At 68.4% G+C, this 14,845-nt stretch carries 19 protein-coding genes; 3 read left to right on the plus strand and 16 right to left on the minus strand.

The window, feature by feature from the left end:
• Positions 1-430 precede the first annotated feature (430 nt).
• Together ACIGG8_RS40765 and ACIGG8_RS40770 are read left to right on the plus strand one after the other, a co-directional pair.
• The gene (locus ACIGG8_RS40765; RefSeq protein ID WP_396553624.1) at positions 431-1,933 is read left to right on the plus strand and encodes a ParB/RepB/Spo0J family partition protein; all 1,503 of its coding nucleotides are present in this window, start codon (positions 431-433) and stop codon (positions 1,931-1,933) included.
• A gap of 31 nt (positions 1,934-1,964) precedes the next feature.
• Complete coding sequence (locus ACIGG8_RS40770; RefSeq protein ID WP_396553625.1) at positions 1,965-2,897, plus strand: ParA family protein; 933 nt, start codon at positions 1,965-1,967, stop codon at positions 2,895-2,897.
• Positions 2,898-3,138: 241 nt separating this feature from the next.
• Here the strand turns inward: ACIGG8_RS40770 and ACIGG8_RS40775 are convergent, their stop codons facing one another.
• The 7 genes from ACIGG8_RS40775 to ACIGG8_RS40805 form a co-directional block, all read right to left on the minus strand.
• Positions 3,139-3,672, minus strand: a complete 534-nt coding sequence (locus tag ACIGG8_RS40775) for a single-stranded DNA-binding protein (RefSeq protein WP_396553626.1) — start codon at positions 3,670-3,672, stop codon at positions 3,139-3,141.
• 12 nt (positions 3,673-3,684) lie between these two features.
• Positions 3,685-4,560, minus strand: coding sequence for a hypothetical protein (locus ACIGG8_RS40780; RefSeq protein ID WP_396553627.1), 876 nt, complete (start codon positions 4,558-4,560; stop codon positions 3,685-3,687).
• The gene (locus ACIGG8_RS40785; protein WP_396553628.1) at positions 4,487-5,047 is read right to left on the minus strand and encodes a RusA family crossover junction endodeoxyribonuclease; all 561 of its coding nucleotides are present in this window, start codon (positions 5,045-5,047) and stop codon (positions 4,487-4,489) included. Before ACIGG8_RS40785 ends, ACIGG8_RS40780 begins: the two co-directional genes overlap by 74 nt.
• A 165-nt stretch (positions 5,048-5,212) precedes the next feature.
• Positions 5,213-5,581 (minus strand): hypothetical protein, encoded by a 369-nt coding sequence (locus ACIGG8_RS40790; protein WP_396553629.1) that lies wholly within the window; start codon positions 5,579-5,581, stop codon positions 5,213-5,215.
• 218 nt (positions 5,582-5,799) lie between these two features.
• Positions 5,800-6,084, minus strand: coding sequence for a hypothetical protein (locus tag ACIGG8_RS40795; RefSeq protein WP_396553630.1), 285 nt, complete (start codon positions 6,082-6,084; stop codon positions 5,800-5,802).
• Complete coding sequence (locus ACIGG8_RS40800) at positions 6,081-6,608, minus strand: hypothetical protein (protein ID WP_396553631.1); 528 nt, start codon at positions 6,606-6,608, stop codon at positions 6,081-6,083. The genes ACIGG8_RS40795 and ACIGG8_RS40800 overlap by 4 nt, the downstream gene beginning before the upstream one ends.
• Before the next feature lie 81 nt (positions 6,609-6,689).
• Positions 6,690-6,968, minus strand: a complete 279-nt coding sequence (locus ACIGG8_RS40805; protein ID WP_396553632.1) for a hypothetical protein — start codon at positions 6,966-6,968, stop codon at positions 6,690-6,692.
• A gap of 128 nt (positions 6,969-7,096) precedes the next feature.
• Between ACIGG8_RS40805 and ACIGG8_RS40810 the strand changes: the two genes are divergently transcribed.
• Positions 7,097-8,158, plus strand: coding sequence for a hypothetical protein (locus tag ACIGG8_RS40810; RefSeq protein ID WP_396553633.1), 1,062 nt, complete (start codon positions 7,097-7,099; stop codon positions 8,156-8,158).
• Here the strand turns inward: ACIGG8_RS40810 and ACIGG8_RS40815 are convergent.
• The 9 genes from ACIGG8_RS40815 to ACIGG8_RS40855 form a co-directional block, all read right to left on the minus strand.
• A complete protein-coding gene (locus tag ACIGG8_RS40815) occupies positions 8,155-8,469 on the minus strand; it encodes a hypothetical protein (protein ID WP_396553634.1) in 315 nt (104 codons plus the stop codon). The two genes, ACIGG8_RS40810 and ACIGG8_RS40815, sit on opposite strands and share 4 nt — an antisense overlap.
• 423 nt (positions 8,470-8,892) lie before the next feature.
• A complete protein-coding gene (locus ACIGG8_RS40820) occupies positions 8,893-9,099 on the minus strand; it encodes a hypothetical protein (RefSeq protein WP_396553635.1) in 207 nt (68 codons plus the stop codon).
• An 18-nt stretch (positions 9,100-9,117) separates the two neighbouring features.
• The gene (locus ACIGG8_RS40825) at positions 9,118-9,327 is read right to left on the minus strand and encodes a hypothetical protein (RefSeq protein ID WP_396553636.1); all 210 of its coding nucleotides are present in this window, start codon (positions 9,325-9,327) and stop codon (positions 9,118-9,120) included.
• On the minus strand, positions 9,324-10,103 hold the full coding sequence (locus tag ACIGG8_RS40830) for a DciA family protein (RefSeq protein WP_396553637.1): 780 nt from the start codon (positions 10,101-10,103) through the stop codon (positions 9,324-9,326). Before ACIGG8_RS40830 ends, ACIGG8_RS40825 begins: the two co-directional genes overlap by 4 nt.
• A complete protein-coding gene (locus ACIGG8_RS40835) occupies positions 10,100-11,287 on the minus strand; it encodes a hypothetical protein (protein ID WP_396553638.1) in 1,188 nt (395 codons plus the stop codon). Before ACIGG8_RS40835 ends, ACIGG8_RS40830 begins: the two co-directional genes overlap by 4 nt.
• Positions 11,288-12,130: 843 nt before the next feature.
• Positions 12,131-12,361, minus strand: a complete 231-nt coding sequence (locus ACIGG8_RS40840) for a hypothetical protein (RefSeq protein ID WP_396553639.1) — start codon at positions 12,359-12,361, stop codon at positions 12,131-12,133.
• Positions 12,362-12,377: 16 nt separating this feature from the next.
• Complete coding sequence (locus ACIGG8_RS40845; RefSeq protein ID WP_396553640.1) at positions 12,378-13,121, minus strand: hypothetical protein; 744 nt, start codon at positions 13,119-13,121, stop codon at positions 12,378-12,380.
• Positions 13,081-13,512 carry a hypothetical protein gene (locus ACIGG8_RS40850; RefSeq protein ID WP_396553641.1) on the minus strand — a complete coding sequence of 144 codons (432 nt, stop codon included), beginning with the start codon at positions 13,510-13,512 and terminating at the stop codon, positions 13,081-13,083. Before ACIGG8_RS40850 ends, ACIGG8_RS40845 begins: the two co-directional genes overlap by 41 nt.
• Positions 13,513-13,613: 101 nt before the next feature.
• Positions 13,614-14,708 carry a hypothetical protein gene (locus ACIGG8_RS40855; protein ID WP_396553642.1) on the minus strand — a complete coding sequence of 365 codons (1,095 nt, stop codon included), beginning with the start codon at positions 14,706-14,708 and terminating at the stop codon, positions 13,614-13,616.
• Positions 14,709-14,845: the final 137 nt, after the last annotated feature.

Here is a 14,845-nt window from a genome sequence, read left to right on the forward strand (position 1 = left end):
ACCCCCACCGCTACGACCCCCAGTGCCCCCGGCACCCCGTCCAGCGGAACCCCGACGGCCACCCCGACCAACAACCCGGGACCCATCGGCGGCTAACACGCCACCAGCCCCCGGCCGCCAGCGCGGCCGGGGGCACCCCACCCCACCCTCATGACCCACCCCCCACCCACGGCACCCGCGTCGAAAACGACCCGCGCCGGCTTGGGTGGGGGTCTCCTGTGACACATGAAGCCGCGGGGGTCGAGCTGTTCTCGTGGATCGAGGTCGACGACACCAGGCCACTGAGGGGGACCTGGCACCCGGGGTGTTTCCGCGGGAAACAGGGCCGCCGCCACCCAGGTTGGTGCGAATCGTTCGGGGTGATGACCGGCTGCACGATGCGAAGCCGATAGTCTCCCCGATACCAAGCCGATAGCAGAAGGGAGACACCGTGCCGATCGACCTGCCGACCGCGGGTAAGAAGAAGAGGACCAGGACAGAGCCAACACCCCCTGTCCCCAGCCAGGGGACCGACCCGGAAGGCCCCAAGGCGGAGGAGCCGCCGCAGCGGCCGACCTACGCGAGCGCGATCTACGTGGCGAGTGCCTCCAACGGCGACATCGTGACCATCCCCCTCAACGAGATCGCACCGAGCCCCCACAACGACCGCGACCCCGGCGACGTCACCGCCGAGGCCGAGCACATGAAGACTAAGGGGGTGCTGCAGGCGATCTCGGTGATGCGCTCGGAGCCGTACCTGAAGCGTTGGGGGGATGAGCTCCGTGCCGATCCTGAACGGGCGGCGAAGGTCGCCGCGGTGGAAGCCGCCCCCTGGGTGATCCTCTTCGGAGAGCGTCGTTGGCGAGCGGCACAGCAGGCAGGCCTGAAAGACATCGACGCATTCCTTCGGGACGATCTGATCGATGACGCAGAAGAGATCATCGCGAGCGAGAACCTCCTGCGGAAGAACCCGACGCCGATCGAGGAGGCGCGGCAGTACCTCAGGTTCCAGGAGCAGAAGCGCATGTCCTACACGGACATCGCCCTGGTCTCTGGCCGGAGCCGTGGTCACATCTCCAAGCGGCTCTCGCTCTTGAAGCTGTCGCCAACCGCACAGGCGGCACTGTCTGAGGGGCATCTGGGACCTAAGGCCGCCCTGGAGATTGCCGCAGCGTTGCCCGATCACGACCGGCAGACCGCTGTGGTGGAGCTCTTGGGGGCCGACCAGGAGCTGACGCACAGGGAGGCCATCAACCAGGTGCTCCAGGGGAAGCTGCCGATCGTCAGCTTGGCCGTTCCCCACCAGGCTGCCTCACCTTCGCCGGAGGCTGGCGCGCCCGTCGTCAGCGACTCCCCGTCGGCGCCGAGCGCCCCCGTGTCGCCGGTGGCGTCGGAGCCGCGACGCGAGACTCCGACCAACGATCAGCAGGCACCCGCTTCTGCCGCTGCGCCGGTTGAAGCTCCACCAGCAGCTCCTGCCTCCGCCAGCGCCCCAGCGAAGGGAGCGTCTGGCGAGGATCGATTCGCTCAGGACCGGAAGAACGCTGCCGCGGACCGGAGCGCGGCTTGCCGAAGCCTGCTGGAGACCTACGAAGGTGTCACCGAGGAAGAGCGCGCCAGCATGATGCAGGGTGCGCTGCTGACGAGCCTGAACCTGGCGGCAGCGCAGAACCAAGCACATGCCTGGTTGGTCGCTGCCAACGTTCACGAGCTCGACGTCACCCCTGCCTCGGCGTATTTTCAGGCCGTGCTCCAGTCGGAGCGGCCGGCTCTGGTCGAGCGGGCCGCCTTCGCGGTGGCGCTGGCTGGCGCAGAGATTCGCGCTGCAGACCGCCGCCGGGCAAGCTACGACGCTCAGGACAAGCGATACGTCGAGTTCCTGCGAAGCGCCGGTTACATCCCCGACACCGACTGGGAGAAGCGCCAACTGGGGCTCCCCACCTCGGGCCGGTAAACCACCGCCCGCACCTGAGAAAGGCTGATCCTTGACCGACCTCATCACCTCACGGGCCGTAGACCCGCGGTTCCGACCAGGAGGCCGCTCGTGGCCTCAGCTCTGGTCCTTCCTCCTCGCCCGAGGAGGCGCCAGCAAGACGACCACGTGCACCTCGATGGCCGTGACGCTTGCCCTTCGTGGCTACAAGATCACGGTGTTGGACCTCGACCAGCAGTGCAACGCTAGCGCGGTCCTGGGCTGGCACCCGGACCTGCTCGCCCCCAACCAGCCGACGATCCTCGACTTCATCCTCGGGGAAGCATCGTTCGAGGAAGTGCGGGTGCAGGCACGCTACCGGACCTTTGTTGGGGAGAGGCGAGAGGACGACGAGTACTTCGACATCCCGAACCTCTTCGTGCTGCCGGCATCCGGGTTGCTCACGAACGCCGACACCCTGCTCTCCGAGACCAAGTACGCGCACCGCTTCAACTGGTTCAAGGACTTCCTGCGGGACGAGTACGAGGGGGACGACGACATGCTGTTCCTCGACAACCCCGCGAACTACGGGAAGCTGGTCGGCACGGCCAACATGATGCTGGACGAGAACGACGAGGTGATCCCGTCGTGTCTGGCAAGCAGCAAGGCCGTTGAGGGGATCCCTGCGCTCTTCAAGGAGCTGGAGCTTCTTCGGGAGACGTACGGCAAGACCAAGAGCATCCCCGCCCGGCCCACGGTCAAGCGCATTCCGCTGATCGGCGTGCAGAAGGGCAAGAACAAGGAAGCTGACAACCGCGAGGCCGTCGAGGTCATGGAACGGGACTACGGGCATCTCGTGAAGCCTTGGCCGTACGTCGGGTACTCGGCTGTCGCGAAGCGCATGTGGAGCCAGCAGGCCCCGCTTCCGCTGCTGGCCAAGCAAGCCCCCGCCACGGAGGACTACCGCAAGCTGGCTACGGCCTGGGGCTTCGAAGACCTGACGTAGCCTCACCACGAGTCGAGCCCCCGGGTTGATCGCGGAAGACGGTAACTCCCGCGCCCATTCCGGGGGCTCGCTGCTGTTGATCACGGTACCGGCACCACGGCCTGGCGAGTAGACGCACCGCCCCGACATCACAGCGATCTCATCAGATTGGGTGCTGCGCAGGCCGGAACTCAAGGTGGTGCTGCCTATTGCTCAGGGCATGGCTCACGCCTTCGAACCGCGCCTGCAGAACGCAGACGGATCAGAACGGCGGCTCCTGGTTGAGGTCGCTCTGCGCGTCACCGCCCCACGGATCGCCTGCCGGCCCCTGCGTGGTCCACGGGTTGGGCTGCGACGCGCTGGGGCCTGCACCGCCACCCGAGCCGCCGCGGTTCTGTGGCCACCCGTTCGTGGCGGTGCGCTCGCCGGACCGCTGCGAACGCGTCACCTTGGCCGTCGCGCCTCGCAGGGAGGGCCCGACCTCCTGGACCTCGACCTCGAAGACGCTGCGCTTCTCGCCCTCCTTGGTCTCGTAGGAGCGCTGCTTGAGGAAGCCCTGAACGATGACGCGCATGCCGCGCTGCAGGGACTCGGCCACGTTCTCGGCGGGCTGTCGCCAGACGTTGCAGGTGAGGAAGAGGCTCTCACCGTCCTGCCATTCGTTGGTCTGGCGGTCGAAGGTGCGGGGGGTGGAGGCGATCCGGAACTTCGCGACCGCAGCCCCCGAGGGGGTGAAGCGCAGCTCGGGGTCGTCAACGAGGTTTCCGATCAGGGTGATGAGCGTTTCTCCAGCCACGGGGGCGGCTCCTTAGGCAGCGGTGCGGATGACGGGGCGGGTGTAGTGGATGGTGCGGACGAGGTCGACTTGGCGGTTGCTGTTCGCAATGTCCGCGGCGGCCTCCGCGAGGTAGGGGATCAACTGGGCCCAGGGCTCGTTGTCCTTGACCGCCCGCTTCTTGGCGCGGTCCCAGGTCCGCTTGACACTGTCGGGCTTCAAGCCGAGGGCTTCGCCGATGGCGACGGCGTCCAGGCGCTGCTGGAGGTGAGCTCGGACGATCGCCGCAGTGCGGTCAGCTGCGCGCAGGGCGATCGGCTCGCCGTCGAAGGCGCGGATGACGGCCGCCATGTCGGGCGGCGGCTGCAGCTGCCCTGTGGACGTGAGCCTCGAATGCCCGACGGGCTGCTCGATCAGCGCGTCGTCCCAGTGCAGTGGGCCAGGCCACCGCTGCTCCTGCGCGAGTCGCTGGGCCTCCTCGGCCTGGTCGACCGACACGCCGTAATTCGTTGGCTCCTGGTCCCAGAGCTGGTCGTACAGAGCCCGGACCTGGGCGTGCCGGTGGACGGTGTGCCGGATGCTGTGGGCGCGCAGGTGGGTCTGCAGTTGGTCGGCTGGCCAGTCGAGCGCCGCTGCGAGGAACGTTGGCGGGAAGCCCTGATGCACCAGCGCCTGCAGGCGGCGACGCGTACCCAAGTTGGGCTTCTCAGCGTCGATCTCAAGCGAGGCGGGCAGCGACAGGGCGAGGACGCGTGCGTGCACAAGCGGGGGAACGGGACGGTTGCGCCAGGCCGCCCGGTAGGTGGACTGGTTCAGGCCGGCGAGGTCACGGATGTCAGCCGGGCTGCTCCCCGTGTCGGTGAGATGCCGCAGATGCGTCGCGGCAATCAGGTTGGTGGTGCGGGTCACGTGGACTCCAGATACGGATGATCACGCCGGGCCGTGCCAGAGCGCGGGGGTCCTTGCTGCCGACGTAGTGCTTGGCCAGGGCCTCGTACTCGACCACGCGGGCGTCGTCGCGCCAGATCTGAGCGGTTGTCAGGGCGTCTTCGGTTGAGCGAACGAGCTTACTGAGGTCGGGGTAGCGGTCGGGGCGGGTGCGCGAGGCGGGGGCGCTCTTGGGGCGGGGGAGGGTGAAGTGCATCTCCGCGGCGAGGGGACCGTCCAGGGTTCGCCAGGTCGGGAGGGCAAGTCTGGTCCGGATCGCGGTGGCCTTGACGGCGTCGCGCCAGGGACCGACCAGTTGGCTTGACTCGACCAGGTTCGAGACCAGGTTGCCCTTCTTGGTGCGGCGCAGGCCCTTCGGTGACTTGCTGCCCTGGGGGGCGGGCATGCCGAAGACCGTGCACTCGAAGAGGAGCTGGCTCGTGGGGTCGGTGGCGGGTTGTTCAGGCAAGGGGCGTCTCCGTTGGTGGGGACCGTCCGATTGCTGGACGGGATCGGGGAAGTCGACGGGCTGGCCGTCGCCAGTTGACCGGCCTCGCGGACTTGCGCTTCGGCGCTCGGCGGGCGCGGCCGCGGGGCCGAGCGGGGCGCGCGGCAGGCGGCTGGTGGTTGGGCATCAGTCGTCGTAGAGGGTGGTGTCGGGCCGCCAGAAGTCCGGGTCGGCGGCAATCCGGAGGTGGTGGCAGTCGTCGCAGACGATGACTCCGCCGTTGGTCACGGTGGTGTCGTATCCGTCGACCAGGTCGGTGCAGTCGTAGCACTGGGCGAGCTCTGCTCCGGAGGTGACGGTGAGACCGGCGACGGCGGCCGCCAGTGTGCTGAGCGCGGCCCTGGCCGGCGGGGTGGTAACGGGGGCTTCGTCCTCGGTGAGGCCGTTGGCGGTTCCGAGAAGGTCCAGGGCCGTTGTGACGAGGTGTTGTTGCTCGGCGTTGAGGGTGTCCCACGGCACCCGGCGGGGTGCTGGGGTACGGCCGGTTTCGGGCATGGGTGGATCACGGACAGTACTCACAGGGGGCTCCGCAGGGGGTTGGTGTGCCCGTTGCGGGGCCCTCGACGGCGCATGTCGAAGGCCCCGCAACGAGTCCTTCTCGGCACTACCAATCCTAGCCCTACTCAAATGCGCGCGCAATTGAGTAAAGGGCTGGCGGAAACACGAATGCCCTGGTCAGGTGGCCTGTCCAGGGCATTCGTGTGCGGATCTACTTAGCGGCGTGCGGGGGTTCGTACCGGGGTCTGCGCCCAGCCTCTCCAGTAGTTGCGGTGCCACTCGAACACCGCGGTCCTGCTCACCAGCTCACCGCGGACACCGACCAGCCGGTACACGCACCCTCCGTGCATCCGGTACAGCCGACGCAGGTTGCGTTCCGACATCGGGTGGGGTGACTGCGCGATGGCCTCGCTGGCCTGCGCCCAGGTGATCAGGTCTCGGGGCCGACCGGACAGGTAGCGACGTGTCGGGCAGGCCGGTGGCCTCGTCTGGGTGGTCACGAGACTGCGACGAGGTTGTGCCTGGCGACGTCCGCGAGCGCCCAGCTGCGTGGCGCGTCGGGAGTCGGCGCGCAGCGCAGGTTGAGGCAGACACAGTGCCACTGTCCGCGGATGCGGGCACTGATGAGTGACCAGCAGAGGCAACCGGGGCAGGTGAGCTTGCCCACCGCCTGGTCGGCGTCCCCGGTTTCCATCGCGGCGCGGAGGTTCGAGGCCATCTGCAGCACCTCGTAGTCGCTGCGAGCGTCGGCATCGGCCTGCTGGGCGATGGAGTAGGCGTACGCGGCCAGGTGCTTGCGCCCGGTCGGCGCTGGCCCGGAAGCGTGGCGATGCGCGAACTCCGCCAGTTCGCGGTCAAGAAGCTCGGCGACCTCGTACACGCGAAGGTTCAGCGGAACCTCCGGGCCGGCCGCGTGCCGATCCCCTGTCACCACTGCGCCCGCCCCCGTAGAGCCGGCTGTGATCCAGTGGTTGTCTTCTGCGACCCGGTGAGCAGCGTTCGTCCGGGCCTGCTGGTGGCGCATTTCTCTGTTCCCCCCGTTTATTGGCACCTGCCCCCGCACTGTGGGCCCGGGCCTTCAGACGAGCTCAGCCCACGGATCAGTTCAGCCCCAGGTGGAGTCGTTCGGGGTGTCCGGATTCTGATCCTGGCCCGGGCCAGTCTGACCGGACTGATCACCGCCCAGATTGCCCGGGGCCGGAGGCGGCGGCGGCGCCGTCACGCCCCAGGTGGAGTCCGCGACGACCACGGTGTCGCCGTGGCCCCAGGTGGAATCAGCGGCGCTGGCCCGGGTGTTGGCGTAGGTGCTGTACAAGGCGAGGGCTGCCAGGACGGCCAGCAGGATGCCCACCGCGGCGCGGCGGGTGTTGGTGATGAGGCGCATCTGGTCTCTCGAGTCGATGGGTGGGTGGGATTCACTGGCCAGTACTGGGCCGTTGATATGAGTGCAATTGGATGATCATCCGGACTAAGGTTCGCCTGGAGCGCATATGCCGATCAAGAGGAGCGTTGGTGCACGTCCGTCCTGTGTCCGAAGGTACATCGTTCAATACTGAGGAATCGGACATAGCGGCGGCCGCAGCGGCGGCCCTGACGTCAGGTGCCCTGCCGCAACCTGCACTTGCCCTCTGGCAGCGCGCCCTGCGGCACGAGCGCATCCCGGACGACAGTCCCTTCCTGGACCTGCTGCTCAGACTGGGCCTGCTGGTGCCGGCGAGCGTCGAGCCAGGCCGGTACACCGCGGTACCGCTGGAAGTGTTCGAACGCCGCGCTACGGCTACCGCCCTGAATACCCTTCAAGAGACCTTGGACCGCGTTCGCGGTCTCCACGTCCTCATGGGGAGCCTGTCCAGGGAAGGCTGTACCTCGACCAACGGCATCGAGTACGTCTACGGCTGCAACGTGAACTACGCCATCGATGAGAAGATCGAGGGCGCCAGCCACAGCCTTCTGACCGCACAGCCCGGCGGAGCGCGCTCCCCGAAGAAGCTGGCGTACTCCTGGGAGCGGGACAGCAAGGCGATCCGCCGCGGCGTCGCCATGCGCACTCTCTACCACTCCAGCGCGATCGCCCCGGGATCCGACGGGATCGCCACCCGGGAATGGGTGGACTACATGACCGGCCTCGGCGCCCAGGTCCGCCTGCTGGCCGCGCCGTTCACCCGCATCATCGTGATCGACGAGACCACCGCCTTCATCCCCAGCTTCCGCACGCCACCGGAGAAGGGTTCGGCGCCGGCCTGGATGGTGACCGCCCCGGCGATGGTGGCGTTCGTCGTCGAGGTCTTCAACCTGGCGTGGGACCGCGCCGAACCGTGGCAGGCCGACCGCAGCGACGATCAGAGGACCGGGCCGGTGACCACGCAGCAGGAACGGTCGATCCTGCGTTCACTGGTTGCTGGCCGCACCTACGAGGTCATCGCGCGGGAGCTGTCCGTCTCGGTGAGCCGGGTCAAGCAGGCCCTGGGTGCGCTCAGGCGAAGGCTAGCCGAGCGTGGTGAGTTCCAGACGGTCCCGACTCGCGATCAGGTCATCTACTGGTGGGCTACCAGCCGGGAACAACACCTGGACTAGCGGGCCTCGGCCGCGTCCTCGAGGTCCTTCAGCAGTTCCAGGATCGCCAGGGCGCCGGTGAGGTCGAGGCCGGCGTCCGGGTTGGGGGGCAAGCCGAGATGACCGCCGCCTTCGCGTATTGCGTGCAGGCCGCCGACCAGGCGTTCCAGTTCTTCGGCGATGACGGTGACGACCTGGCTCACCGAGCTGTGAGTTGACCAGCTCAGATCGGCTGCGGCGAGGACTCTGGTCCAGTGCTCGCGTGCTTGGGAGACCGCCTCGTCTGCGGCAGCGGCGGACGCCGAGCGGGCCTGCCAGGACGCGAGGTTCACCACGGGAGCGAGACGGGGTGACCGAGGCTCGGGTATGCCGTCGGTCAACGCGGCGCTCGGGGACATGCAGAGGGCTCCGATCGTGGGTCCGGCAGGCAAAGGGTTTCAAGAAACCCTCGGAGGCGCTAGTTGCACGGCCAGGATTTAAGAGTCTCTTATGGCCATTGTCATTCCCCCTTCCCGCACTGACACCGTGTTGCCGACAAGGATTGACAGCGCAGCAAGGGGGTATGAGTCCCCTCCTCCTCCCCCCGCCATCTGGCGGGGGTGGTGGAGTAGTTGGGAGGCGTACTCCCAGCGGGAGGATTCTAGACACTTGTTCAGCCCGTGTCACGACGGTGGCGGTTCTCCGCCACTGGTGACCGAACTTGTTCGGCCGTTGATCTCCTAGTCCTGTCCGATGCGTTCTTGCGGAATTCAGAGTCAGTCCCAGTCGTCAAAAGGGACCGTCAAGCCGCAGGTTTCGTGGTACGGCAGGCCGTCGAGGTAGTGGGGCTCGAGAAACAGCTGGTCAACGCCAGCTCGATCCGTGGAGCCGGGCGAGGTGGCCCGCGCGCGCCGGACACGACCCGTGGTCTGCTGCAGAGCCTGAAGCTGGTGTGCAGAGAGGCTGGAAGCGATCGTTGCCACGGAAGTCTCCTCGGGGGTTCAGGTGCAAATGAGCTGATCGAGCAGGGAGCGCTCGAACGCGAGTTCGTAGGCGTCTTGGAGTTCCCAGACAGTGCGGTGCGGGTAGCGGCTCTTCTCCCTGGCGACCCAGGCGAACACCGCCTCCCAGCACGCGCTGGTCATGGGGTGGACGTCGTGGTGGAGCAGGCAAGCCCGTGGGGCCCTGGCGGCTGGCCCGGTGTCGTTCACGTTGGTTGCTCCCTTCGTTGCTGACGTGCGGTGGCGAGTGCGCGGTAGTGGGCTTCGAGCGAGCGCCGGGCGGACGAGAACTGCTGGGCTTCGGCGGCGGCACGGGCCAGATCGCGTCCGGGCAGGAACCGGTCCTCCGGTTCACGTCCCAGCCGGCCGTACCCCTCGGGCAGGAACGGATTGACGGCCTCGCTGTCGTCGGGGCTGGTCTTCGCGGTACGCAGCTGCTGGCGCACCGCGCGGTACTCGGTGCCGGGCGGCTGCCCGCACCAGCCCTTGAGCGTTGGACGTCCCACGGACACCGGCTGGTGGTGATCGACCTGCTCGGGTTCCACCGGCTGGGGGCCGCCAGTGCGCACCCGGATGCTGCCGACGGTCCCGGGGAACCGCTGTCCCAGGAGCGCGAGGAGGCGGGCCTGATCCAGGCGCAGCGCTGTCGACCAGGCCGCGCTCGTCACGCTGATGGTCAGGACCTGGGTGCTGGGGTCATACCCGACAGCGCGCCAGTTCTTCGCGCGGTCCGGTCCGACGATCCCGGGCCACTGGTCGATGATGCTGCCAGCCGCGGCGCCGCGTCTCCAGCCGGCCTCCTCCACCAGGCGCTCGAGCACTGCGGCGAACGCCGCTGGCTCACGGCCGCCGGAGCGGACAGGCGCCCTCTTCGGCTTTTTCGGATCGGCTCGCTTGGGCGCGAGTGTTTGCTGTCGTGCGGCTTCCCGGGCCCGGGCGAGCGCTATCCGGGCAAGGTCGGGTCCGACCTGCAGGTGTTCGCTCATGCCACCACCGCCAGTCGGGTTCGCCGGGACACCCCGGTGAGGCGCAGCGCCGGGTCTACGACCTGGCCGAGCAGTTGGCGGGCGACGGTCAGGCCGTGGGCCTCGACCATGACTCGCACCAGCTCTCCCCGGCCTGCTGCCAGTTCTGTACGGGCCTGGGTGCGCAGGTCGGCGATCTCCTCGAGGGTGAGCCCGTCGACCGTCAGGGCAGGCTCCGGCTCGATGTCCGGTGCGGGCGCCTCGGCGGCCGCCAACCGGGTACTCAGCCAGGCCAACCACTCCAGGTTGGCGTCCGGAGCGAGGCGGTTCTCGGCCTCGGCGGCGCGCCGGGCCGCTTCGGCCTCCAGGACGCTCTCCAGGCGGAGGCACCCGGCCAGGTAGCGGTGCGGCCGGTCAGGCCTCCAGGTCACCCCTCCGTGGGCAGTCTTCGCCTGCTCGCGAACCCACACCAGGATGCGGATCTCGTCCCAGCCTCGGGCGACCAGGTCCAGCAGTGTCCATGACAGCTGCCGGAGGCTTGCGGTCTGGCACCACGTCACCAGCGGCCGGATGTACCGGGCAGCCCGCTCGGCACGGTCGGCCATGGCCCGGGTGACCGTTGCACCGAGGATCGTCCTACGCGGCTTGCTCTTCGCCGGCCGCGCGTGCGTGGTAGTTGAAAACCCATCACTCACCTGAACCTGACCCTCTTCCCTAACCACCCTCAAGGAAGGGGTACGCGAAGCCTTCGCCGCCGCGTCGTGCTGAGCCCGGTCGATGCGTTCCTGGCGGCCCCGCTCGGTCACGCCGACGACCCGCGCGGTGTACCCGGCGCCCTCGACACGGTTGCCGACGTGCTGGTCGAAGAGCGGCGGGACCACGGCGGCGTACACCGTGGCCGTCGCCGCGTACCCCTCCTGGCCACGGACGCGCTTGGAGTTGAGGTGGCTGCCGTGCTCGGCCCAGGCGAGCCAGCCTGCGGCCCGCAGGTGGCGGATGTGGGTGGCGACCGCGGTCCGGGAGAGACCTGTGCGGTTCATCACACCGGTCCAGCAGTAGCGGACCTGACCGGTGGTCCAGTCCATGCGGCAGACGAGGTCCTGAGCGACGGTCAGCGTGGTGGCTGTCGCCCCGGGGATGAGTCCGGCCTGGTGAGCGGCCTGGACATCGCGCCACCACCGGGCGGGGGTAGTTCGCCGGGACATGGTGCCGGAGACGGTCTCGGTGCGGGCGGGCGACCACTTTCGGGTGGTCTTCGGCGCGCGCGCATTCTCGGTGGATTGGCGAACAGGGGCGTGGTAAGGCACCATGATGGTGCGCCTCCTTCCTGAAGAGGGCGCGACAGAGCCCCGTCTCGGTGCTCTGGGCGTGAACCCCGTCGGCCGGTGGCCTGGAAACCGGAGGCCTACGGGGGTGAAGTCCGCTGGAGTGAGCTGGAACTCAACCCGGCGGGGTGACATTGCGGCTGGCCTTGAGGTGCTGGAACACCTCGGCCGGCCAGGCGGCCCGTGAGCCGCCTACGTGCGTTTACCTCATACTCTCTGCCTTCTCGGGAGAACCACCCGGACCAGACCCGGTCCGGAAACACGACGACCCGCTACGCGGCGCCGGAGCGTGATGCTCAACGGCGGCGAGGCGGGTCGGGCTAGTGGATGCGGGCAGGCGCCCGCTATCATCGGCCTGCGGCACTGCGCTTCCTCTAAGACGGATTGTGTGTCGTCGGCAGAAGGCCCGGACTACCACGAACGGGCGCTACTGCACCTGGGGTCTCCCACTCGCACACGCGGTTCCGACGCCGCGCGAGACCGGGAAGGCCCCAGTTTGAATTTTGAGGTCAGGTCATGTCACTGCCCGTCAGGACAATGACGCCAAGGCTGTAGCGTACCCCCTCGTTACCGGACGTAGCCAACGACCCGCCCGGCTCACTCTAGACCGGGACCGGCACTCGCGTCGCACTAATAGGAATGGCGACCACCGCTTCCGCTTGGCCAACGAACGACCGGCCGTGACCAGGTCGGACACCTGCGGAACACCGTCCTCGAGGAGCGTCACAGACACGCGCCATCGACCGTCATGCGACGCAGCATGCCCCGCAGCCACTCCAGGGCAGCGGCCTCGGCCGCCGCTGACGACCAGCCGCGGCCCAGCAGCTCCCGCTTGATGCCCTCAGCCACGTCGAAGAACGGGGCCAGGACCACCCCCAGGTCCATCAGGCTGACGCCGATCTGACGAGCGGTCTCCTCAGCCGTAGGCTCTCGCCCACCATCCGCGAACATCACCAACTGCTCCCCTTCGTCAGGCGGCCAGAAGACCGGCGACGTCGGCCAGGTCGGTCCAGTACTGGTAGCCGACCCGCTGCTTGCACAGCCCGCAGCGGATCACCGGCTCCGGAATCGGCTCGTACACCAGCTCCCCACCGCACATGTCGGCCGGGTCGGTGCGGGACGGCAGCGGACACGGCGCCTTCAGCGTGCACGGCCGCCGGCGGTCGTTGTTCACCACCGCGGTCATCCGCCGCACCAGCAGGCGCACGTCGGTGTCGAGATCGTCGACGTCGGTGTACCCGCCGCCGCAGGCCCAGCGCAGGTTGGAGCCGAGGAACTCAAGCACCCCAGCCACCGTCTGGTCCTGGCTGCCGCGGTGAGGCGTCAGCGGCCACTGCGGATCGTGGCGGCGCAGTTCCGCCCGCCACTCGTCCTCACGGGCCAGAAGCGGTCCGGTGACTCCTCCGGCCAGCAGGTCGTAGGCCTCCAGGTTGCCCGGTGCGGTGGATCCGTCCGGCCCGCTGGGCGGCTTCGGCATGCCCTCGTCCCGGGGCGCTGCGCCCTGGTGCACCACCTCGCTGAGCCGCGGCCACAGCGTGCGGATCTCCTGCAGCCCGACCGCGATCCGCTCCTCGCAGAGCCAGCAGACTCCGCGACCGGCACTCAGCTCCTCGAGCTTCAGCCGGCGCGGGCAGCACTGGCAGACCGGGACCTCAGCGGGGCCTGCCGCACGGTCAGCTCGGACAACAGCGGCGTCGTGATAGATGGACGTCAAGATTGCTCCCCCCTTCAGCAACGTCCTCCCGCCGAGTCAGCGGTGGGAGGACAGAGTCGTAGACGGCGGCCAGATTCTGACGGCGCTTCGCACGCGCCAACGTGGCAGCCTCGGTGCAGTCGTCGCAGCGGCAGCCCTCCAGCACGTACCGGGACTCGGTACCGCAGATTGCCCGCTGCGGCGTGGGCTTGTCGCCAGCGGCGATCGCTCGCGCCGCCGCAGCCATCTGCGCGAGAACGGGCTCGCGCTTCAAGAGCCGGTAGATGGTGCTGGGATCCACCTTCATCGCGGCTGCCGCGGCCGCGATCGTCGGGCTGTCACGCAGCACGACGATCAGATGCGTGTACTGCTTCGGTTGGATGCGGGCTGGCTGCCCTCGCTGCCCTGCCACTGGTTTCCCCCTGTCTTGGCGACACTGGCTCTTTCGTCGTGGTCGAGTTCCCTTGCGGAAGTCGGGCGGCCCGGCCGGACGCGGCACGGGCCGCCCGACCGCTACTTGGGAGCGGTCGAGACGCTGATCGCGCGGCTCGCCGCTTTCCTGATCTTCCGTATGGGGACGGCGATGCCAGCGGTGATCAGCGCCTTGACCATCCGGTCCTTGTCCGGGACGGTCGGGATGGGCACGCTGAGGTCGTCGTACAGCTCGATGATCTGCCGGAAGTCGGGCTCCTCATGGTCGCCCTCCGAGCTGCGCCATCCCAGCACGTGTGACCCGTACTGGCCCGCAGGGGTGGCGTCGACTGCCTTGCGGACGAACCTCTTGACCCGGTCGGCAGCGGCCCATTGCTCGTGAGCCGCGGTGTAGTCCGCGAGCTTCTGTGCCACGTCGGCGTCCGTGTGGACGACGTTCGCCTGTACGGGACGACCAGCTGCCGGAACGCCCCAGCAAGCGGTCGCGAACGGACAGAAGTCGCACACCGCGTCGATCCCGGGGCCGTAGAAGTCCCTGCGTGCGTCTTCGGGTGACTTCGTCTCGGTGATGCGCTGCAGCCACCAGCGGGCTTCCTCCGCACGCTGCGGGTCGTATGGGATCTCCTGGACGTGTTCCTCGCCGGAGTCCCGGTCGATGAACCGAATCCGGATCCTCTCGACCGGTATCGGTCCGAGCCGTGCCAGGGCCCGCTGTCCGTCGACGGCCAGGAATCCGTGGGTGCGTAGGACACGGGCGTAGGTATGGACTTGACGAAGCTCGGCCTCGGTCGCGCCGTACCGGAGTACCCGGTCCCAGCGTCGGACGGACTTGGTCTTGATGTCCTCGACGGTGGTGACGTCGGCGGGGACCTTCGGTCGGAGCCGGCGGGGCAATCGTCGGGCCGTCGCGTGGTCTAACTGGACGACGTCGATCGTTCCCCGGATCTCTTCGTCAGCGACTCTCTTCTCCACCAGCCACCCGAACTCCCGCTTCGCGGCGGTGGTCAGGCCTTCGTGGATGTACGTCCCGAGGATCGCGGCGCGGCTGATGACGTGATCGGTGCGGGGCCAGTTGTGGTAGACGTATGCGGCTCGGCGCTCGCACACCGTGTCGGAGGCACCAAGCTGCCGCTGCTTGGATCGTGGTCGAGCGCGGTCGACGGCGTCGGCCGCCACCCAGATTGAGGGGGACGGCCCAGGAGGGGCGGACAAGGGTGAGCACTCCCGGTGGACACGCAGCCCGCGATGACGTTCGCAGGTGCGTTGGTTCGTGATGAAAGAAGCTGGTGGGCAGCCCGCCTGAGCTGCCCACC

It is taken from the genome of Kitasatospora sp. NPDC085464, assembly GCF_044541955.1.
Taxonomy (GTDB): domain Bacteria; phylum Actinomycetota; class Actinomycetes; order Streptomycetales; family Streptomycetaceae; genus Kitasatospora.